General features: G+C 70.9%; 18 protein-coding genes. 11 read left to right on the plus strand and 7 right to left on the minus strand.

All coding sequences use genetic code 11. The features are described 5' to 3' along the window. Positions 1-173: 173 nt before the first annotated feature. Positions 174-917 (minus strand): bifunctional DNA primase/polymerase, encoded by a 744-nt coding sequence (locus tag N7925_RS17590; protein ID WP_265600520.1) that lies wholly within the window; start codon positions 915-917, stop codon positions 174-176. Positions 918-1557: 640 nt separating this feature from the next. On the opposite strand from N7925_RS17590, the gene N7925_RS17595 reads away from it, so the two are divergent. Together N7925_RS17595 and N7925_RS17600 are read left to right on the plus strand one after the other, a co-directional pair. Then, positions 1558-3045, plus strand: coding sequence for a PP2C family protein-serine/threonine phosphatase (locus N7925_RS17595; RefSeq protein ID WP_265600521.1), 1488 nt, complete (start codon positions 1558-1560; stop codon positions 3043-3045). Between the two features lie 228 nt (positions 3046-3273). Continuing rightward, positions 3274-4749, plus strand: coding sequence for an aminopeptidase P family protein (locus tag N7925_RS17600; protein WP_265600522.1), 1476 nt, complete (start codon positions 3274-3276; stop codon positions 4747-4749). A 36-nt stretch (positions 4750-4785) separates the two neighbouring features. Here N7925_RS17600 and N7925_RS17605 read toward each other — a convergent pair whose 3' ends face one another. Beyond that, positions 4786-5322 carry an ATP-binding protein gene (locus N7925_RS17605; protein WP_274344415.1) on the minus strand — a complete coding sequence of 179 codons (537 nt, stop codon included), beginning with the start codon at positions 5320-5322 and terminating at the stop codon, positions 4786-4788. A 293-nt stretch (positions 5323-5615) separates the two neighbouring features. Between N7925_RS17605 and N7925_RS17610 the strand changes: the two genes are divergently transcribed. From N7925_RS17610 to N7925_RS17650, 9 genes are all read left to right on the plus strand, one after another. Then, positions 5616-6479, plus strand: a complete 864-nt coding sequence (locus tag N7925_RS17610) for a hypothetical protein (RefSeq protein ID WP_274344416.1) — start codon at positions 5616-5618, stop codon at positions 6477-6479. A gap of 148 nt (positions 6480-6627) precedes the next feature. After that, the gene (locus tag N7925_RS17615; protein WP_274344417.1) at positions 6628-7374 is read left to right on the plus strand and encodes a YcnI family copper-binding membrane protein; all 747 of its coding nucleotides are present in this window, start codon (positions 6628-6630) and stop codon (positions 7372-7374) included. A gap of 45 nt (positions 7375-7419) precedes the next feature. Further along, entirely contained in the window at positions 7420-8079 is a 660-nt protein-coding gene (locus tag N7925_RS17620; RefSeq protein WP_274344418.1) for an SCO family protein, read from the plus strand. Next, positions 8076-8522, plus strand: coding sequence for a copper chaperone PCu(A)C (locus N7925_RS17625; RefSeq protein WP_274344419.1), 447 nt, complete (start codon positions 8076-8078; stop codon positions 8520-8522). Before N7925_RS17620 ends, N7925_RS17625 begins: the two co-directional genes overlap by 4 nt. Positions 8523-8534: 12 nt before the next feature. Beyond that, a complete protein-coding gene (locus tag N7925_RS17630) occupies positions 8535-10514 on the plus strand; it encodes a copper resistance CopC/CopD family protein (RefSeq protein ID WP_274344420.1) in 1980 nt (659 codons plus the stop codon). 5 nt (positions 10515-10519) lie between these two features. After that, on the plus strand, positions 10520-11866 hold the full coding sequence (efeB, locus tag N7925_RS17635; protein ID WP_274344421.1) for an iron uptake transporter deferrochelatase/peroxidase subunit: 1347 nt from the start codon (positions 10520-10522) through the stop codon (positions 11864-11866). A 109-nt stretch (positions 11867-11975) separates the two neighbouring features. Further along, positions 11976-12911 (plus strand): prephenate dehydratase, encoded by a 936-nt coding sequence (gene pheA / locus N7925_RS17640; RefSeq protein WP_265600529.1) that lies wholly within the window; start codon positions 11976-11978, stop codon positions 12909-12911. A 621-nt stretch (positions 12912-13532) separates the two neighbouring features. Next, positions 13533-14810, plus strand: a complete 1278-nt coding sequence (gene serS, locus N7925_RS17645) for a serine--tRNA ligase (protein WP_265600530.1) — start codon at positions 13533-13535, stop codon at positions 14808-14810. Further along, positions 14807-15622 (plus strand): HAD family hydrolase, encoded by an 816-nt coding sequence (locus tag N7925_RS17650; RefSeq protein ID WP_274344422.1) that lies wholly within the window; start codon positions 14807-14809, stop codon positions 15620-15622. The genes serS and N7925_RS17650 overlap by 4 nt, the downstream gene beginning before the upstream one ends. A gap of 81 nt (positions 15623-15703) precedes the next feature. Here the strand turns inward: N7925_RS17650 and N7925_RS17655 are convergent, their stop codons facing one another. From N7925_RS17655 to N7925_RS17675, 5 genes are all read right to left on the minus strand, one after another. Further along, positions 15704-16402, minus strand: a complete 699-nt coding sequence (locus N7925_RS17655; RefSeq protein WP_265600532.1) for a hypothetical protein — start codon at positions 16400-16402, stop codon at positions 15704-15706. Between the two features lie 302 nt (positions 16403-16704). After that, on the minus strand, positions 16705-17424 hold the full coding sequence (locus tag N7925_RS17660; RefSeq protein ID WP_265600533.1) for an ABC transporter permease: 720 nt from the start codon (positions 17422-17424) through the stop codon (positions 16705-16707). Between the two features lie 30 nt (positions 17425-17454). Beyond that, positions 17455-18366, minus strand: a complete 912-nt coding sequence (locus N7925_RS17665) for an ABC transporter ATP-binding protein (protein ID WP_265600534.1) — start codon at positions 18364-18366, stop codon at positions 17455-17457. Next, entirely contained in the window at positions 18363-19271 is a 909-nt protein-coding gene (locus N7925_RS17670) for an ABC transporter permease subunit (RefSeq protein ID WP_265600535.1), read from the minus strand. The genes N7925_RS17665 and N7925_RS17670 overlap by 4 nt, the downstream gene beginning before the upstream one ends. After that, on the minus strand, positions 19261-20265 hold the full coding sequence (locus N7925_RS17675; protein WP_265603916.1) for an ABC transporter ATP-binding protein: 1005 nt from the start codon (positions 20263-20265) through the stop codon (positions 19261-19263). The genes N7925_RS17670 and N7925_RS17675 overlap by 11 nt, the downstream gene beginning before the upstream one ends. Positions 20266-20404 lie beyond the last annotated feature (139 nt).

Here is a 20404-nt window from a genome sequence, read left to right on the forward strand (position 1 = left end):
GTCCGCACGCTTTCAGGCCATCCTCCAGGTGATCTCTCACCGGATGATGCCGGAACACCCGGTCCGGCATCAGGAGCACCAGCGGGATCCGCGTAAGCGACCGACGGAACCCGTTTGCCGGTGATCCGGCCCGGCTCACACCCGTTCGAGTGAGCCGGGCACCATGAGCCGGGTCAGTGGGCGAGCCGACTACCGCCGCCCGGGGCGCCGGTGCTCGCCTCGACCAGGGCGTCCAGGACCGCTTCCACATCCGGGAGCCAGGGCACCGCGCCCCTTGGAGCCCCGCCCTTCGCCCGGCCCTGGGAGACCGGGACGGCGGCGGAGGTCGCCGCCGGCGCGGGGGGCCGCTCCCAACGGACCTGGCCCGTGCCGGTCCGGGACGGCGGCAGGACGAGATAGCCGCCCTCACCGTGGAACCGGAGCGAACTGGGCACCCAGTCCTTCGCGTACAGCAGTTCGCCGAGCCGTTCCAGGCCGTACGGGGCCACGAGCAGCGACCACCGGGTGGGCGTCGCCACGACGGGGCCGAGCCGCATGCCGAGGTCGTCGAGGGCGCTGAGTGCCCTGGCGCCGGCCACGGCGGGCAGGCTCACCGCGCAGGGCGCGCGGCCGCCGGTCGCCAGCATCACGGGGGCGGTGGGGCGGTGGGCCCACCACCAGCGCACCATGCGCTCGTCCGTGGTGGCCGCCAGCAGGCCGGGATCGAAGGGGTGTGCGCCCGGTACGGCGCAGTCGGGTTCGGGGCAGGCGCAGCCGAGGCCGCCGCTCTCGCCGCGCGGGCCGGCCTGTGCCGTCCCCACTCCGGGGAGCACGGGCCACCGCCATACGGTGGCGCAGGTCAGGGCCGCGTCGAGCTGGGCGGCCCCCTCCTTGCGCCGGAGCCGGAGCCTGCGTCGCCTTCCGAGGATCTCGCGCATGAGCGCTCGTTCCTTTCCGTTGAACGCCGAGTCCACATGACACACGCGTGTGTGACACCACGTGCGTATCTCTTCGCTGTGCGTACGTGCTCATCACTTCCGCGGTACGGGCGTGCCGCCGCTACCGAGCGTGAGCCGAGCCGAGCCGAGTGGAACCGATCCGAATAGAACCGATCTGGGGTGGAGCAGAGCCGAACCGAGCAGAGTCGAGCGGAGTCGAACCGGACGGCGCCGAACCGACCGAACGGGCCGGACTGACCGAGCGGAGTCGTGCTGCTCTGTGCGGAGTCGTGCGGGTCGAACCGAGCGGGTCGAGCCGGACCGGCGATCGCTGGGCGAGGGCGGCATGCGCCTCGCCTGCCGTCCCTGGTGCGAACCCCGCCGTCCGGGGCGAGGGCGTCACCTTCACGGGTAAGGACGCCTGAACCCGCTGCCGGGTTCCTGGGCGATCACAACCGCACCCGCGCATCACCGTTTACGTACCCAGCATGCCCGGAATGACGCTCCTCCGGCGACTTGACCCCGGAGGCACCCCTGTTGAGCAGCCCCAGTCGATCGCAAATAGCGTCCATAGGGTGCAATTTTTGGCCAAGTTAACCGACACTGGGAGAGAACGAATCGCCCGGTCCTCGAAGGGACAATGCTGGACATCGGGTTACTTGTGCGTGTACATGTGGATGTATTGATAGTGGCGCAGAATCACATGGGGGTTTGCGATGCTATTCGACGAATCACACCGGTCGGAAAGCTGGCTGCCATGAGCGCCCCACATCTGCCGAAAGTGGCTGGAATCGATCCAAGGGTTCCGGTTTCAACGCACACTCCCGCTCCCCTGAAGGAGGTCCCAGGACCTCCCGGAGCCTTCATCCAGGACCGGCTCGCGGGCTGGGTATCGGACCTCACGACCCTGCACGAACTCACCGAGCGGCTGGCCGGGACGAGCGCCCTCGACGACGCCTTGAACGAGCTGCTGCACGCCGGTGCCGCCCTCGTCGGCGCCCGCCGCGGACTTCTCGTTCTGGAACCGGCGAACGGCGAAGGCCCCTCCGCCACCCTCGGCCTCGGGCTCAGCCACGCCGAGCTCGGCCACATCGAGACCGTGCCGCGCGCGGCCACCGCGCTCGGCCGGGTCCTCGACGGGCTGCCGGGCACCGCCGACGGGGTCACCAGCCCCGACCTGCTCGGCGAGAAGGACCTGGACCCCCGGCACCGCGAGGTCGCCGCCCGGCTCGGCTACGCCGCCAGTTACGCTGTCCCGCTCGCCTCCGAGGCGGCCGGCCGGCTCGGCGCGGCCGTCTGGCTCTACGACGAACCGGCCGAGCCCGCACAGAAGCAGCGCCACCTCGCCGGCCTCTACGCGCGCTACGCCACCGAGCACCTGGCCCGCCTGATCGAGCTGGAACGCGCCCGCGCGGACGTCGCCGCCGTCGCCGAGGAGCTGCTCCCCAGCAGGCTGCCCCGGATCCCGGGCGTCCAGCTCGCCGCCCGGCACCGCACCGGCCCCCGGGGCGGCGGCGACTGGTACGACGCGCTGCCGCTCCCCGACCGCGCGCTCGGGCTCGCCGTCGGCTCCGTCGGCGGGTCCGGACCGAGCGCCATGGCCGCGATGGGCCGGCTGCGCGCCAGTCTGCGGGCGTACGCCGTGATGGAGGGAGAGGACCCCGTCGCCGTCCTCTCCGACCTGGAACTGCTGCTGCGGCTCACCGAGCCCGCGCGGACCGCGACCGCCCTCTTCGCCTACTGCGAGCCGGCCGCCCGCAAGGTCGTGCTGGCCGGGGCCGGTCACACCCCGCCCCTGGTGCTCGGCGAGCGGCGCTGCGAGTTCGTCGAGACCACGCTCTCCGCCCCGCTGGGCATGCTCGCCTGCTGGGAGGCGCCGAGCGTGGAGTTCAGCCCGGCGCCCGGTGAAACGGTGCTGCTCTACACGGACGGGCTGCTGCGCCGCACCGGGGACGCGATGGACCGCGCCTTCGCCCGGCTGCACTCCGCCGCCGCCTCCGTACCGAAAGCGGACCGGCGCGATCCGGCGGCCGTCGCCGACCACGTCCTGCGCACGATGCTCCCCGACGGCCTCGACCGGAGCGACTCCGCCGAGGACGTCGTGATCCTCGCCGCCCGCTTCGACTGACAGTTCCCCCGTCGAGCGACGGCCCACGCCGCGTCTCCGCCCACGTCGATCGACCGCCCACGCCGCGTGGCCACCCACGTCGGCCGACCGCCCTGGCCGACCCGCCGACGGGCTCCTTCGGCCGATCCGGCGGCGGTCTCCGGTAACAGGTCCTTCGGCCCTGGGCCCCCTTCCGCACGCCCGTACGATGGGTGATGGTCCAGTGTCGTACTCAAGGAGAAACACATCGTGTCTGAGGAGCTCATCCCGGAGAACCCGGAGCAGGAGACCGAGGAGAACGAAGCAGAAGCGGTCAAGCAGCGGAAGAACGGCCTGTACCCGGGCGTCTCCGACGAGCTCGCCGAGAACATGAAGTCCGGCTGGGCCGACACGGAGCTGCACGGCCTCCAGCCGATCGCCCAGGCCGAGCACACCGCCGCCCGGCGCGCCGCGCTCTCCGCCCGCTTCCCCGGCGAGCGCCTGGTCGTCCCCGCGGGCAACCTGAAGACCCGCTCCAACGACACCGAGTACGCCTTCCGCGCCTCCACCGAGTACGCGTACCTCACCGGTGACCAGACCCAGGACGGCGTGCTCGTCCTGGAGCCGACGGGCAGCGGCCACGAGGCGACCCTCTACCTGCTGCCGCGTTCCAACCGGGAGAACGGCGAGTTCTGGCTCGACGGCCAGGGCGAGCTGTGGGTCGGCCGACGGAACTCCCTCTCCGAGGCCGAGCAGCTGCTGAACATCCCCGCGAAGGACGTCCGCGAGCTGAACGCCGTACTGACCGAGGCCACCGGCCCGGTCCGCAACGTGCGCGGCCACGACGCGTCCGTCGAGGCCGCCCTGACCGACAAGGTCACCGCGGAGCGCGACGAGGAACTGCGCGTCTACCTCTCCGAGGCCCGTCTGGTGAAGGACGCCTTCGAGATCGCCGAGCTGCAGAAGGCGTGCGACGCCACCGCGCGCGGCTTCGAGGACGTCGTGAAGAGCCTGGACAAGGCCGAGGCGACCAGCGAGCGCTTCATCGAGGGCACGTTCTTCCTGCGCGCCCGCACCGAGGGCAACGACATCGGCTACGCCTCGATCTGCGCCGCCGGTCCGCACGCCACCACCCTGCACTGGGTCCGCAACGACGGCGACGTCCGCGCCGGTGAGCTGCTGCTCCTGGACGCCGGCGTGGAGACCAACGACCTCTACACCGCCGACGTGACGCGCACCCTGCCGATCAACGGCACGTTCTCGCCGCTCCAGCGCAAGATCTACGACGCGGTGTACGAGGCCCAGGAGGCGGGCATCGCCGCCGTGAAGCCCGGCGCCACCTTCCGCGACTTCCACGACGCCTCGCAGCGCGTGCTCGCCGAGAAGCTCGTCGCGTGGGGTCTGCTCGGCGACCTGGACGTGGACAAGGTCCTGGAGCTCGGCCTCCAGCGCCGCTGGACCCTGCACGGCACGGGCCACATGCTCGGCATGGACGTGCACGACTGCGCCGTCGCGCGCACCGAGGCGTACGTCGACGGCGTCCTGGAGCCGGGTGTCTGCCTGACCGTGGAGCCGGGTCTGTACTTCCAGGCCGACGACCTGACCGTGCCCGAGGAGTACCGGGGCATCGGCGTCCGGATCGAGGACGACATCCTCGTCACCGAGGACGGCAACCGGAACCTCTCCGACACGCTGCCCCGCCAGGCGGACGAGGTCGAGGCCTGGATGGCTCGGCTGAAGGGCTGACCCACCGCCGTACCTCTCGCGAGGGCGCGCCGCTCACTACACCGTGAGCAGCGCGCCCTCGCGCCATTTCAGGACCTTGTCGAAGCGCACCACCGCGCCGTGGCCCGGCCGGTTGCCGAACTGGACGTGGTCCGAGAGCTGCTGGATGAGGTCGAGGCCCCGCCCGCTCTCGGCTTCGGCGTCCCGCGGGGGGAGTGACTGCTGCGGATACTGCGCGTGCTGCGGGTGCTGTTCTGCGTGCGCGGCTGGGCGAAGCGCGCGGCGGGCGGGAAAGCCCGGCCCCGAGTCGCTGACCTCGATACGGCATTTCTCGCCGTCCAGATAGGCCGTGACCCGGTACTGCCCGGAGTCCGCCGCAGGGCGTCCGTACCCGGAATCCCCCTGCTCCCCGAGGGCCGTCCGGTCGCCACCGTGTTCGACGGCGTTCGCACAGGCCTCGCTGAGCGCGACCGACAGGTCGAAGGAGATGTCCGGATCCACCCCTGCGGTTTCCATGGTGCCGAGCAGAAAACGGCGGGCGAGCGGGACGCTCGCAGCTTCGCGCCGCAAATGGAGAGACCACCAGATGCTCATCTTCCAGCCTCCTGGCTGCGGCTCGACGTATCGATACGTATTGCCGCCCTCGGCACTTCGTAAGCACGGACGGGGTGGGAAAGCCCTCATTCGGCGGATGTGGATATTCGGCCGCCCGGTGTATGGACCCGCTCGGCACCAGGTCACCGGGCGTCCGTCCGGTGACCTGGTGGGCGCGGCCCCGGTCCGTACATCCCCCGCGAACGGGCTCAACAAGCACGGTTGGGGACGGACTTAGATCTTCCGGACCTGCCGTACGGGACAGGGGGGTGCAGTGCGATGATGTTCCGGCCATGTCCACGCCTCTCGCACACGCAGGAGCCGGTCTGCGGCTCATGAGGGCCGCGGTGTTCACCGCGGCCTGCGTCGTGCTGTCCGCGGCCGGTCACGCGCTCGCCGCCGGAGCGCCCGTCCCGGCGTGGACACTGCTCGCCGGATTCCTCGGCGTCCTCGCCGTCGCCACGGTCCTCGCCGGACGGGAACGCTCCCTTCCGGCGATCGTGGGCGCGCTGGCCGGCGGGCAGGTCCTCCTGCACGTGCTCTTCGCGTACGGCAGCCACGCCGGTGCGTCTGCCGCCGCGGCGCCCACGGGCGGCGACAATCCGGTCATCCGGTTCGCCGCCGGTCTCGTCTGCGGTGCCGGCCCGGAGCAGCTGACCGCGACCGACGCCCACCGCATCGTCTCCTCCGCCGGCATCGACCCGTCGACGCTCACGGGGGCCCACGGCCATCTCGCGGACGGCGGGGCCGGAGCGGTCGGGACTGCCGCGTCGGCGGCCCCGGACGGCGTCTCCGGCATCGCGCAGGTCTGCGCCGCGGTCTCCGCGCTGCTGCCGAGCCTGTCGATGTTCCTGGCCCACGTCCTCGTCGCGCTCGCCACCGGCTGGCTGCTGCGGCGCGGCGAGGTCGCCCTCTTCCAACTGGCCCGGCTCTCCGCCCACAGCGCCCAGGCACTGGCGGCCGGGGCCCGGTTGCGGTCCCTGCGGGCCGCGCTCGCCCTCGTCCGCGCCCTGCGGGCCGGGGCGCGCGAGCAGCTCACGGCCGGGCCGCGCGTTCCGCGTCACTCCGACGACGTGCCGCCACCGTCCGCCGGGGATCCTCTGCAGCACCTGGTGATCAGGCGCGGGCCTCCGGCCCCGTACGCCCTCGCAGCCTGACGCGACGCCTCCACCGACCCCGCAGGACCCGTCCGTGCACGTCCCTGTGCACGCCCGCCCGCGGAACCGGACCACGAGGTGTCGTGATGCCGCCGCGCACCCGCGCGCCGGACCACCGTGTTCCGTTTCCCCTGTGGAGATTCCTGCCATGAAGCTTTCCCGTATCGCCCTCGCCGGCGGCGTCGCCGCGTCCACCGTCCTGCTGATCGCCGGCCCGGCCGCCGCCCACGTCAGCGTCCAGCCGGTCGGCGAGGCCGCCAAGGGCGGATACGCCACGCTCAACTTCAAGGTCCCCAACGAGCGCGACCAGGCCTCGACGGTGAAGCTCGAAGTCAACTTCCCGGCCGACCACCCGCTGTCGTCCGTCACCCCGCAGGCCGTCCCGGGCTGGAAGATCGCCATCTCCAAGAGCAAGCTCGACAAGCCTCTTGAGGTGCACGGCAAGAAGATCACCGAGGCCGTCTCCAAGGTGACCTGGACCGCGGACGAGGGCGAGATCGCCCCGGGCTACTTCCAGCAGTTCCCGGTCTCCGTCGGCGCGCTTCCCGAGGACGCCGACCAGCTCGTCTTCAAGGCGATCCAGACGTACGACAACAAGGAAGTCGTCCGCTGGATCGAGGAGCCCACAGCGGGCGGCGAGGAGCCCGACAGCCCGGCCCCCGTCCTGAAGCTGACCGCCGCCGCCGAGGACGGCCACGGCGGCGCGGCCGACGACGCCGAGAAGACCGACGACCACAAGGCCACCGACACCGCCGCGTCGGCCAAGGAGAGCAGCACCGCCGCGTCCTCCTCCACCAGCGACACCACCGCCCGCACGCTGGGCATCATCGGCATCGTCATCGGCATCGGTGGCATCGCGTTCGGCGTGCTCGCCGGACGTCGCCGTTCGGCCTGACCGGCCGGTTCCCTCACCCGCACCACGTTCAGGACACCTCACCCCATGCGCAACAAAAAAGCAGTGACGGCCGTGGCGTTCGCCGCCGCGGCCGCACTGGCCCTCTCCGCCTGCGGCACCAGTGACGACAAGGCGGATTCCTCGTCCATCGCCGACATCAGCGCCGCGCCGAAGAACAAGGCCGCGACCGTCCTCGACCAGCCGTTCACCAAGCCGAACCTCGTCCTCACCGACACCCACGGCAAGGAGTACGACCTCCGCGAGGCGACCAAGGGCAAGCCGACGCTCATCTACTTCGGCTACACCAACTGCCCCGACGTCTGCCCGCTGACCATGAGCAACATCTCCCTCGCCAAGCGGGAGCTGCCCAAGGCCGACCAGGAGAAGCTCCAGGTCGTCTTCGTCACCACCGACCCCGAGCGCGACACCCCCGCCTCGCTCGGCAAGTGGCTCTCCGCCCAGGACCCCTCCTTCACCGGCCTCACCGGCGACTTCCCGACCATCCAGGCCGGGGCGCGGCAGATCGGCATCGGCATCGACGCGCCGAAGAAGGAGAAGGACGGGACCGTCGTCTCGATGCACGGCGCCCAGGTCATCGCCTTCTCCCCGAAGACGGACAAGGGGTATGTCCTCTACGGCGAGGACACCTCCGCCGAGGAGTACACGAAGGACCTCCCCAAGCTCCTCGAGGGGGAGGCTCCGTGAACCGCCGGGCGGCCCTCGCAGGCGTCCTGGCCCTCGCCACGGGGCTGACGCTGGCCGGCTGCTCGTCGGACAGCTCGCCCGACCTGAAGGTCGTCGGCGCGTATCTGCCGCAGCCCGTCAGCGACATGGCCGCCGGGTTCCTCGTCGTCCAGAACAACGGCGATGCCGGGGACCGGCTCACCTCGGTGACCAGTCCGCTCTCCGACGACGTCACGATCCACGAGACGAAGAACCAGAAGATGCGCGAGGTCTCCTCGTTCGAGGTGCCCGCGGGCGGCGAGCTCGACCTCGAACGCGGTGGCAACCACATCATGTTCATGAAGCTCAAGCAGAAGCCCAAGCAGGGCGAGAAGGTCTCCGTCGAGCTGCACTTCGAGAAGGCCGGCCTCATCACGGTCGACCTGCCGGTGAAGGAAACCACCCACAACCCGAAGAAGCAGTGAGGGACTGAATCGATGTCTGCCACCGCCCCGTACGCCGGACCGTCCCCGATACGACGGCCCGTCGCCGCCGCCGCGCTCCTCGCCGCGCTGCTCAGCCTGGTGTTCGGGCTGCTGCTGGCCGGCGCGGGCCCGGCGGCCGCGCACGCCGCCCTCACCGGGAGCGACCCGCAGGACGGGGCGGTGGTGGACACCGCGCCCAAGGAGGTCACCCTCAGCTTCTCCGAGGCCATCGCCGTGGGCGACGACTCCATCCGCGTCCTCGACCCCAGCGGCAAGCGCGCCGACACCGAGGCCGGACCGCGCGACCTCTCCGAGGGCTCCACCGTCCGCTACGGCGTCGCACTCCACTCCGGTCTGCCGGACGGCACCTACACGGTGGCCTGGCAGGCGATCTCCGCCGACAGCCACCCCATCTCCGGCGCGTTCACGTTCTCCATCGGCGCCCCGTCCGCGACCACGGTGGCCCTGTCCTCCCAGGACGTGGGCGGCGGCCCGGTCGGCGTCGTCTACGACATCGCGCGCTACGCCGCGTACGCCGGATTCGTGCTGCTCGTCGGCGGCAGCGCGTTCGTCCTGGCCTGCTGGCGGCGGGGCGCGTCCGCCCTGCCGATGCAGCGGCTCGTGGTCCGGGGCTGGCTCACGCTGACCGCGGCGACCCTGGTCATGCTGCTGCTGCGCAACCCGTACACGGGCAGCGGGAAGTTCGCCGACGCCTTCGACCTCGCCGGGCTCCAGTCCGTCCTGGACACCAAGCCCGGCGCCGCCCTCGTCTCCCGGCTGCTGCTGCTCGGGGCCGCCGCCCTGTTCATCGCCGTGCTCTTCGGCACGTACGCCCGGCGCGAGGACGAGCGGGAGAAGAAGGACCTCACCTTCGGCCTCGCCGTCGGCGGCGGGGTCGTCGCGGCGGGCATCGCCGCCACCTGGGCGATGTCCGAGCACGCCTCGACCGGCATCCAGGCGTCCATCGCCATGCCGGTGGACGTCCTGCACCTGCTGGCCGTCGCCGCGTGGCTCGGCGGGCTCGCCTCGCTCCTGGTCGCGCTGTACCGGACGCCGGACATCGGGAGCGCCGCGGTCCGGCGCTTCTCCGCGGTCGCGTTCGGCAGTGTCGTGGTCCTGGCGGCGACCGGGATCTACCAGTCCTGGCGGCAGGTCGGCTCCTGGTCGGCGCTGACCGGGACGCGCTACGGGCAGTTGCTGATCCTCAAGGTGGCGCTGATCGCCGTCCTGCTCGCCGTCGCCTGGTTCTCCCGGCGCTGGACAGGGCGGCTGACGGACACCGCCACCGCCTCCTCCGGCGCCGAGGAGGAGGGCGCCGCGACCGAGCCGGAGAACACCGCCCCGGCCGCGTCGGCGGAGGCTTCCGACGCTTCTGCGTCTTCTACGGCTTCTACGGCTTCTGACGCCGACGTCGCCCCCGAGCGCGCCGCGCAACTGGCCCGTCAGCGGGCCGTGCTGACCGCGACGAAGAAGAAGCGGGTACGGGACGCCGACCCGGAGCGCTCCGGGCTGCGCCGCTCGGTGCTGGCCGAAGCCGCCGTCGCCGTCGTCCTGCTGGCCGTCACCACCATGCTGACGTCCACCGAACCCGGCCGTACGGAGGAGGAGGCCGCGGCCGGCACCACCGCGGCCACCGCCCCCGCCGCCGGCGGCCCGGTCAACTTGAGCATGCCGTTCGACACCGGCGGCGAGAACGGCAAGGGCACCGTCCGCATCGACATCGACCCCGGCCGCACCGGATCCAACGATCTGCATGTGTGGATCGACGGCAGCGACGGCGAGCCGATGGACGTTCCCGAGCTGAAGGTGGCCCTCACTCTGGAGTCGAAGGACATCGGCCCGCTGCCGGTCGTCCCGGACCGGCTGGCCGAGGGGCACTGGACGGCGAGCGGCGTACAGATCCCGATGGCCGGGGAGTGGAAGGTCGACGTGACGGTACGGACCTCCGAGATCGACCAGGTCACCATCGACAAGAACGCGAAGATCGGCTGAGTACGGTGAGCAGGACCAAGAAGCAGACCCCGGACGAGACCGCCGCCACCGGCCCCCCGGGCAGCCACGCCCCCGGTTCCCCGGGCGCCGACAACGCCGGCGGTACCGGCGTATCGCGGCGGCGGCTGCTGGGCACGGCGGGTGCGGCGGGCGCAACGGGGCTGGTGCTGGGGGCCGGTGGCGGGGCCGCCGGGTACGCCGCCACCCGTCCCGAGGAGACGGCCGCGCTGACGAGCGTCGGCGCGACCGAGGCGATGTTTCACGGGAAACATCAACCGGGGATCACCACTCCGCTTCAGGCCCGGGGCCATCTCGTCTCCTTCGACCTGGCGGCGGGCGCCGGGCGCAAGGAGGCGTCGGCCCTGCTGCGGCGCTGGTCCGCGGTGGCGAAGGAGCTGATGGCGGGCCGCCCGGCCGCAGGCGGGCCGGACGGCCCCGGGCACGACACCGGGATCGCCCTGGACGCGGGGCCGTCGTCCCTGACCGTCACCTTCGGCTTCGGCCGTACGTTCTTCGCGCGCACCGGTCTGACCGCCCGCCTTCCCGCCGCGCTCGACCCGCTGCCCCCCTTCTCCGCCGACGCCCTCGACGCCGAGCGGTCGAACGGCGACCTGTGGGTGCAGATCGGCGCGGACGACGCGCTGGTCGCCTTCCACGCGCTGCGGGCGCTCCAGAAGGAAGCCGCGGGCACGGCGCGGGTGCGGTGGCAGATGAACGGCTTCAACCGCACCCCCGGCGCGACCGCGCGCCCGATGACCGCCCGCAATCTGATGGGCCAGATCGACGGGACCGGAAACCCGAAGCAGGACGACGAGGACTTCGACCGGCGCGTCTTCGTCCCCGCGTCCCCCGGGAAGCCGCAGGAGTGGATGGAGGGCGGTTCGTACGCCGTCGTCCGCCGGATCAGGATGCTCCTGGACGACTGGGAGAAGCTTCCGGTGGAGCGCCAGGAGCGGGTCATCGGGCGGCGCAAGGCGGACGGGGCGCCCCTCAGCGGAGGGACGGAGACCACGGAGATGGACCTCGACAAGGCGGGCCCGGACGGCAGGCTCGTGATCCCCGACAACGCCCATGCCCGGATTTCCTCGCCCGAGGAGAACGGCGGGGCCGCCATGCTGCGCCGCCCGTTCTCGTACCACGACGGCATCGCGGAGGACGGCGCTCCGGACGCCGGACTCCTCTTCGTCTGCTGGCAGGCAGACCCGTTCCGCGGCTTCGTGCCGGTGCAGCGCAAGCTCGACCGGGGCGACGCGCTGTCGCCGTTCCTCCGGCACGAGGCGAGCGGGGTGTTCGCGGTCCCGGGTGGGGCGGCGGAGGGCGAGTACGTGGGACAGCGGCTGCTGGAGTCGTAGAGGGCGCGCCCGTCCGACGCCCGCCCGGCCCTTCGGCGCTATCCCCCGCGCTCCCGACCGCATTCTGAGACAGCGCGGCGGGCCTCGCGGGGCCCATTAGGGTGACCGTATGTCAGCCACGCGCTACGCCTATCTCGGTCCCGAAGGCACCTTCACCGAGGTCGCCCTCCGTACGCTCCCGGAAGCCGCCACCCGGGAACTCGTCCCGATGGTGTCCGTACCGGCCGCCCTGGACGCCGTGCGCAGCGGCGAGGCGGCGGCGGCGCTCGTGCCGATCGAGAACTCCGTCGAGGGCGGCATCACCGCGACGCTGGACGAGCTGGCCGGCGGGGAACCGCTGATGATCTACCGCGAGGTGCTGCTCTCCATCACCTTCGCGCTGCTGGTGAGGCCGGGGACCAAGCTGTCGGACATCAAGACGGTCACCGCGCACCCGGCCGCCCAGCCGCAGGTGCGCAACTGGATGGCGACCCACCTCCCGCGGGCCCTGTGGGAGTCGGCGGCGTCCAACGCGGACGGGGCCCGGCTGGTCCAGGAGGGGCGGTACGACGCCGCGTTCGCCGGGGAGTTCGCCGCCGCGACCTACGGCCTGGAGCCGCTGGTGACGGAGATCCACGACGCGGAGAACGCGCAGACGCGCTTCGTCCTGGTGGGCCGGCCCGCCCGGCCCTCCGCACCGACCGGCGCGGACAAGACCTCCGTGGTGATCTGGCTGGGCGACGACCATCCCGGCGCCCTCCTCGAGCTGCTCCAGGAGTTCGCGGTGCGCGGCGTCAACCTGATGCTGATCCAGTCCCGCCCGACCGGCGAGGGCATCGGCAACTACTGCTTCGCCGTGGACGCCGAGGGACACATCGCGGACCGGCGGGTCGGGGAGGCCCTGATGGGGCTGAAGCGGATCAGCCCGAAGGTGCGGTTCCTCGGCTCGTACCCGCGGGCGGGCGTCTCCCCGGACGAGGTGGGGCCGCTGCGGGCGGGCACGTCGGACACGGCGTTCACGGAAGCATCCGACTGGCTGGCGCGCAGCCAGGACGGCCGGATCTGACGTTCGGGCAGGAGAAGCCCCGGTGCGAAGGCTCCCGGGGCGGCCTCCTTGCGCGCTCCGCAGCGGTGCGATCTACAGATAGTCATGCACTCCGGAGAGTTATCCACAGGAAGGCTCTCAACCTGGGGACAAGTCGACATCGCAATGCGACATCGTCGACAAATCAACCCAGCTGGCCCGGAGTCATCCACAGAGACCTTGGGCGGCGCGAGGCACCCACGCCGCTCCATTCTCTTGATCAACTCTTTAGGGCGACGAATTCCCACCCGAACGAGCTCGCGGGACAGGTTTGAGTGGGGCTTACGCAGGGCTTCGCCCGAGTTCCAGAGCAAATGCCCTCCGGAATCCACAGAACTTCCACACAGCCTGTGGATAACTATTCCGACACAGGGCCGCCTGTGGACAACGGCGACCGGCGCGCGCTCAACTCCCGCCCCACTCAAGGCGGGTACGTCAAGAAGGATCACACCTTCTGCCCTGTTCAGGGGAGTTAACCACCGCTATTGACCCGCATCCGCACCCCTCTCCCCTCAGAGATATCAATTCCGGCAATTCGGTCAAAGTGACACGCTCGGTAATATCGGTTCCCGTGCGAGAACCGCGCACCGGTAGCCTGGAGGGGTGATTGACCTTCGCCTGCTCCGTGAGGACCCCGACCGTGTTCGCGCCTCCCAGCGCGCCCGTGGAGAGGACGTCGACCTCGTCGACGCCCTGCTCTCCGCCGACGAGCTGCGCAGGTCGTCCGGCGTCCGCTTCGACGAACTCCGTGCTGAACAGAAGTCCCTCGGCAAGCTGATCCCCAAGGCGACCCCCGAGGAGCGCACCGAGCTCCTCAAGAAGGCCGAACAGCTCAAGGCCGGCGTCAAGGCGGCCGACGCCGCCCAGGACGAGGCCGACGCGGACGCCAAGCGGCTCCTGCTCCAGCTCGGCAACATCGTCCACGAGGACGTGCCGGTCGGCGGCGAGGAGGACTTCGTCGTCCTGGAGACCCACGGCACCATCCGGGACTTCGGCGCCGAGGGCTTCGAGCCCAAGGACCACCTGGAGATCGGCGAGGCGCTCGGCGCCATCGACATGGAGCGCGGGGCCAAGGTCTCCGGCTCGCGGTTCTACTACCTCACGGGCATCGGCGCGCTCCTGGAGCTCGCCCTCGTCAACGCGGCGATCGCGCAGGCCACCGAGGCCGGCTTCATCCCGATGCTCACCCCGGCACTGGTCCGCCCCCGCGCGATGGAGGGCACCGGCTTCCTCGGCCAGGCCTCGGAGAACGTGTACCACCTGGAGAAGGACGACTACTACCTGGTCGGCACCTCCGAGGTCCCCCTCGCCGCGTACCACATGGACGAGATCATCGACGCCGACAAGCTGCCCCTGCGGTACGCCGGGTTCTCCCCGTGCTTCCGCCGCGAGGCCGGCACGTACGGCAAGGACACCCGCGGCATCTTCCGCGTCCACCAGTTCGACAAGGTCGAGATGTTCTCGTACGTCGACCCCGCGGACGCCGAGGCCGAGCACCGCAGGCTCCTGGACTGGGAGAAGCAGTGGCTCACCGCCCTCGAACTGCCCTTCCAGGTGATCGACGTCGCCACCGGTGACCTCGGCTCCTCCGCTTCGCGGAAGTTCGACTGCGAGGCGTGGATCCCGACCCAGGGCAAGTACCGCGAGCTCACCTCCGCGTCGAACTGCGACGGCTTCCAGGCCCGCCGCCTGTCCGTCCGGATGCGGGAGGGCAAGAAGATCCAGCCGCTGGCCACGCTGAACGGCACGCTCTGCGCCGTACCGCGCACGATCGTGGCGATCCTGGAGAACCACCAGCTTCCCGACGGTTCGGTCCGGGTGCCCGAGATGCTCCGTCCGTACCTGGGCGGGCGCGAGGTCCTGGAACCGGTCGCCAAGTGACCTTCCCCTACAAGCTCGTCGCGACCGACCTCGACGGCACACTGCTGCGCGGGGACGACACGGTCTCCGAGCGCACCCGCGAGGCTCTGGCCGCCGCCACGTCGGCCGGCGCCGCGCACATCATCGTCACCGGACGTGCGGTCCCCTGGACCCGGCACATCCTGGACGACCTCGGTTACGAGGGGCTCGCGGTCTGCGGTCAGGGCGCGCAGGTCTACCACGCGGGCGAGCACAAGCTGCTGACCTCGCTGACCCTGGACCGGCAGCTCGCCGGTCTCGCGCTGTCCAAGATCGAGGCGGAGGTCGGCCCGCTGCATCTGGCCGCCAGCCGCGACGGGCTGGACGGCGAGGTGCTGGTGGGCCCCGGCTACCGGGTGCAGGAAGGGCCGCTCCCGTATCTCTTCGTGGACGACGCCACCGAGATGTGGACCGCCCCCCTCAACAAGGTCTACATCCAGCACCCGGAGCTGGACGACGACGCGCTCGCCTTCGCCGCGCGGGCGGCGGTCGGCAGCCTGGTCGACGTGGTCATGGCCGGCACCGGCGTGGTCGAGATCCTGCCGCTGGGCCTGAGCAAGGCGACCGGCCTCTCGCTGGCCGCCCGCCGGCTCGGCGTGAAGGCGGCCGACACGATCGCCTTCGGCGACATGCCGAACGACATCCCGATGTTCGGCTGGGCCCACCACGGCGTGGCCATGGCCAACGCCCACGACGATCTGAAGGCCGTCGCCCACGAGATCACGGCCTCCAACGAGGACGACGGCATCGCGGTGGTTCTGGAGGAACTGCTCCGCTCGGCGCCCGTGCAGTAGGACGCCCCACCGGACAGCGCGACAGCGGCCCGGCACCCGTACCCACGGTGCCGGGCCGCCGGTGTGTCAGCGCTGCTTGCGCTACCCGCGCTGCCCGCTACGGCGGCGCAGATCCTTCAGCTGCCGGGCGAAGGAGTCCAGCCGCCCGTCCAGGCGGGCGACGTCCTGCCGCACATCCGTCAGCCGCAGGCTCATCGCCCCGACCACCTGGTGCGTCACCTCCACCTTGCGGTCCAGACTGTCGAGCCGCTCCGACATCCGCACCAGCACCGGCCCCAGCTCCTGCAGCGCACTGCCGACGCCGGTGAGGCAGCTCTCGATGCGCGTGACGCGCTGGTCGAGGGAGGCGTACTGCGTGCGCAGCGACTCCTCGGCGTCGAGGAGGTACGTACGCACGCAGCGAGCAATGTCGCTGTCGCGAAGAAGCATGGCGACGTTGAGGACGGTGCGGCGGGTGTAGAGCCGCAGCTGCGTGGCCGCCTGTGGATAACTCTCCACCCCTTCGCGGGCCCATAGCGACATCATGTCGCCATGGAAGGACTGCAGGTCAGCGCCGCGCAACACGCGCAGCCCACTCTCGGTCAACTCCTCCTGGTGCCGATCGGTCAGCCTTTTGACCGCACCTGTGGATACTTCGAAGTAACGAGCCACCTCCTCTGTGCGAACGTGAATTCCGTCCGGGAGCATGACCAGGCTCTTCACCTTGTCGAGGACGTCGACGCGCCCCATCTGCTCCACGCGCAACGCGCGCGATTCGAGCAGGGCGACTTCCGTGGGCATGGGTGTGCCTTTCGTACGAGGGAATGACAAGGACGGCCCACACCCCGGGCTTCAGGGGTGGAGGACGCTCACGGTTGCCACTCACTCGATGACCGATCCGGTGGGCTGAGCCTCACCCGGTACCGGCATTCCCCTATTTCACGATCGCTACGACGCCACGGATTCCAGTTGCCTCCACGCACCCTGCCCAACGACCCGATAAACGTACGGTCACGCGCACATCTGTCCGCTCATACGACGACCCCCGCCCATGTCCGAAAGGGCGGGGGTCGTCGGGGCGCGCGGAGCTCAGGCCGGAAGGCTCACTCCTCGCCTGCCAGCTTCAGCGCCCGCAGCTTCTGGCCCGCGTACCAGGTGGCGGCGACCGTGACCGCGACCAGCAGGACCGTGGCGAGCGGCAGGCCGACTTCCGAGGTCACCGCGCCGTCGCCCGCGACCTTCTGGGCGACCGCCAGGGACCACTGCTGGACGCTGAGCGTCCGAGCCCCGGCCACCAGGCTGCCGAACAGGGCCTCCCAGACCAGCGCGTAGACCAGGCCGAGGACGACCGCGTGTCGGCTGACCGTGCCGAGCAGCAGGAACAGCGCGCTGTACGCGATCGAGGCGACCAGCGCCGCGATCGTGTAGGCGACGGCGACCTGCTGGCCGTTGCCGTTGAGGATCAGGCCCGCGAGAAGCGTCGGCAGGGCGGAGAACACCATGGTCACCGCGATGGCCACGATCAGCTTGGTGAAGATGATCGTGGGCCGCTTCACGGGCTTGGCGAGCAGATAGACGATCGAGCCGTCGTCGATCTCGGGGCCGATCGCCCCGGTGCCCGCGATCACGCCGATCAGCGGCACCATCGTGGCGATGGCGAAACCGCCGAGGACGTCCGAGGCGATCTGGTCATCGGCTCCGGCGAACATGCGCACGGCCGCGGCGATGAGCAGCAGCAGTGCGGGCAGGACGAACAGGATGGCGGCCCGGCGCCGGCCGAGCAGGGCCCGGTAGGTGAGCCGGGCGACTGTGGGGTCGTACATGACGGTGCACAGCTCCTTTCAGGCCACTACTCAGGCCGCTACGAGGTAGGAAAAGACCGATTCGAGGGACTCGTCGGACGGTGAGACGGTGAGCAGCCGGATGGACTGCTCACGGGCCACCCTCGGCAGCAGTTCGGTGAACCGCCCGAAGTCGACGGCCTGGATACGCAGCGCCTGCTCGGTCACGTCGACCTCGATGCCCGCCGTGGACGGGTCGGCGATGAGCGCGGCCGCGAGGGCCCGGTCGTCGCTGGAGCGCACCAGATAGCGGTGCGGGCGGTCCGTCATCAGCCGGCGGATCTTCCGGAAGTCGCCGGACGCGGCGTGACGGCCGGCCACGATCACCTCGATGTGCGAGGCCAACTGCTCGACCTCTTCGAGGATGTGTGACGAGAACAGGACCGTGCGCCCCTCGTCCCCCATCCGCCGCAGCAGTTCCATCAGCTGCATCCGCTGGCGCGGGTCCATCCCGTTGAACGGCTCGTCCAGGAGCAGCACCGAGGGCTCGTGGACCAGCGCGGACGCCATCTTCACGCGCTGGCGCATGCCCTTGCTGTACGTGGAGATCTTGCGGTCCTGCGCGTACTCCATCTGGACCGTGGCAAGCGCCTTCTGCGCCTCGGCCCCGCCCAGGCCCTGGAGTTCGGCGTTGGCGACGACGAATTCCTTGCCGGTGAGAAAGTCGTACATCCCCTCCCGCTCCGGGACGATGCCGATCTTCTTGTAGACGGCTTCGTTGCGCCAGATCGGCCGGCCGTCGAGCGTGACCTTCCCCGTCGAGGGGGCGAGGAATCCGCCCATCATGTTGATGAGGGTGGACTTTCCGGCGCCGTTCGGGCCGAGAAGTCCGGTGACGCCGGGCCCCACGGTCATGGAGACGTCGTTGACGGCGACCACGTTGCCGAACCAGCGCGAGGTGTGGTCGATCTCGATGGTGGTCACAGCCCGACCCTCCGGTAGCGGCGCATCAGAACGGCGTACGAGCCGGCGACGAGCGCGAGAACAACGAACAGATAGACCACGCCGGTGCCGGCGTCCGGGCCTTCCCCTCCGGGGAAGGCGGAGGGGGCGCCGAGGAACGCGGTCTGGACGCCGTCGATCAGCGTGATCGGCGAGAAGAGGCCCAGCCACTGCACGGCCCCCTCCGACCCGGTCTCCCAGGCGATGGCCTGGACCGTCGAGACGGCGCCGTAGGTGATGGTCAGGAGGGCGATCACCGCGGCGACGCCGAAGCCGCGCCGGGGGGTCAGGGCGGCCATCACGAGGCCGAGGCCGGCGAACAGCACGGACAGCAGCGCCACCGACACCAGTCCCTGGCCGAACCACTTGGTCTGATCGGCGAAGTCGAACTTCGCGAGCAGAGAGCCCACATAGAGGACGAGCAGCGGCGCGCCGGTGAGGATGAAGAGCGCGGCGGCGGTGGCGGCGAACTTCGCCCCCACGTAGTCGGCGCGTTCGATCGGCCGCGAAAAGTACAGGGGGACGCTCTTGAACCGGAGGTCCCTGGACACCGCCTGCGGCGCCTGGGCGGCGATGAACAGGCCGATGACGGCCTGGAGGTAGATCGCGTACGAGGTGTACTCGACCACCAGCTTGCTGGCGTCCGGGGCGGCCATGGAGACCGCCACCAGGATCGCCGCGACCAGCGTCATCACGCCGAACAGCAGCATGGGGAGCACCTTGGACTTGGCGGAACGGCCCAGTCCGAAGGAGCCCCGCAGCGTCTGCGAGAACAGGGAGCGGCGGGCGTAGGCCCGGCCGAGCCGCGGTCCGTCGTAGGAGCGGTAGCCGATGTTGTGGATCCGGGAGGCGTCGCGCCCGGCCGCGGTCCCGGTCTCAGTGCTCATCGCGACCGCTTCCCTTCTGCTGTACGGCCCCGGCGGTGGCGGCCGCGGCCGGGACGGCGGTGCTGTGCGCCCCGCCCTGTTCGGTACGGAAGACCTCGGCGATGTGGTGGCGGCGCTGTTCCATGCGGACCAGGCCGAGCCCGAGTCCGGCGACGCTGTCGCGGACCAGGTCGTACGTGTCCTCGCCGGCCGCCTCGATCAGCAGGATGTGGCCCGCGCCCGGCAGCCCCTCCGCGTCGATCCCGTCGTGGCCGATGAGGGTGACCCCGGCGTCGGTGAGGATCTTGCGCAGCGCGCCGGTGCCGTCGGGATGGGCGTCGCTGTCGGTCACCTCGACCGCGAGGGTCGCGGTGGTCTGCGTGAAGTCGCTGGTGGAGCTGGAGCGCAGGAGCGTACCGCCGTCGATGACGACGACGTGGTCGCAGGTGCGTTCCAGTTCGCCCAGGAGGTGCGAGGTCACCAGCACGGAGATGCCGAAGTCGGTGTGGATCCGGCGGATCAGGCCGAGCATCTCGTCACGGCCGACCGGGTCCAGGCCGTTGGTCGGCTCGTCGAGGAGGACCAGCTGGGGGTCGTGGACGAGGGCCTGGGCCAGCTTGACCCGCTGCTTCATGCCGGTCGAGTAGCCGCCGATGGGCCGGTAGCGCTCCTCGTAGAGGCCTACGTGGCGCAGGGTGTCGGCCGTGCGCTCACGGGCCGCGGTGGGAGGCAGCCCCGACATCCGGGCCATGTGCACGACGAACTCGGTCGCCGAGACGTCGGGCGGCAGGCAGTCGTGCTCGGGCATGTACCCCACCCGTTCCCGGATGGCGGCGCCGCTGGTCGCCACGTCAAGCCCGAGCACTGCGGCCCGGCCCTCGGTGGCGGGGGAGAGACCCAGCAGGATCTTGATCAGTGTGGACTTGCCGGCTCCGTTGGAACCCACCAGACCGGTCACACCCGGTCCGATGTCCAACGTGAGCCGGTCAAGCGCGGTCACCCGGGGGAACCGCATGCTCAGGGCTTCGGTAGCGATAACGGCTGTCACGGCAACGACGTTAGTGGCGCGGGCCACAGGGGTCGTCAGCCCTGATGGCTGGATCCACGTCAGACTCCAGGAGTACGCGCCCGTAGGGGGACCCCGCGGAGGACAA

It is taken from the genome of Streptomyces sp. CA-278952 (assembly GCF_028747205.1).
Lineage (GTDB): Bacteria > Actinomycetota > Actinomycetes > Streptomycetales > Streptomycetaceae > Streptomyces.

Bases quoted from the DNA above. Each gene is read 5' to 3' on its own strand.
- N7925_RS17610 (WP_274344416.1), top strand. From the start codon at position 5,616: ATGTCCACGCCTCTCGCACACGCAGGAGCCGGTCTGCGGCTCATGAGG.
- N7925_RS17595 (WP_265600521.1), top strand. From the start codon at position 1,558: ATGCTGGACATCGGGTTACTTGTGCGTGTACATGTGGATGTATTGATA.
- N7925_RS17660 (WP_265600533.1), bottom strand. From the start codon at position 17,424: ATGTACGACCCCACAGTCGCCCGGCTCACCTACCGGGCCCTGCTCGGC.
- N7925_RS17630 (WP_274344420.1), top strand. From the start codon at position 8,535: ATGTCTGCCACCGCCCCGTACGCCGGACCGTCCCCGATACGACGGCCC.
- N7925_RS17605 (WP_274344415.1), bottom strand. From the start codon at position 5,322: ATGAGCATCTGGTGGTCTCTCCATTTGCGGCGCGAAGCTGCGAGCGTC.
- N7925_RS17620 (WP_274344418.1), top strand. From the start codon at position 7,420: ATGCGCAACAAAAAAGCAGTGACGGCCGTGGCGTTCGCCGCCGCGGCC.
- N7925_RS17670 (WP_265600535.1), bottom strand. From the start codon at position 19,271: ATGAGCACTGAGACCGGGACCGCGGCCGGGCGCGACGCCTCCCGGATC.
- pheA (WP_265600529.1), top strand. From the start codon at position 11,976: ATGTCAGCCACGCGCTACGCCTATCTCGGTCCCGAAGGCACCTTCACC.
- N7925_RS17615 (WP_274344417.1), top strand. From the start codon at position 6,628: ATGAAGCTTTCCCGTATCGCCCTCGCCGGCGGCGTCGCCGCGTCCACC.
- N7925_RS17590 (WP_265600520.1), bottom strand. From the start codon at position 917: ATGCGCGAGATCCTCGGAAGGCGACGCAGGCTCCGGCTCCGGCGCAAG.
- N7925_RS17675 (WP_265603916.1), bottom strand. From the start codon at position 20,265: ATGCGGTTCCCCCGGGTGACCGCGCTTGACCGGCTCACGTTGGACATC.
- N7925_RS17655 (WP_265600532.1), bottom strand. From the start codon at position 16,402: ATGCCCACGGAAGTCGCCCTGCTCGAATCGCGCGCGTTGCGCGTGGAG.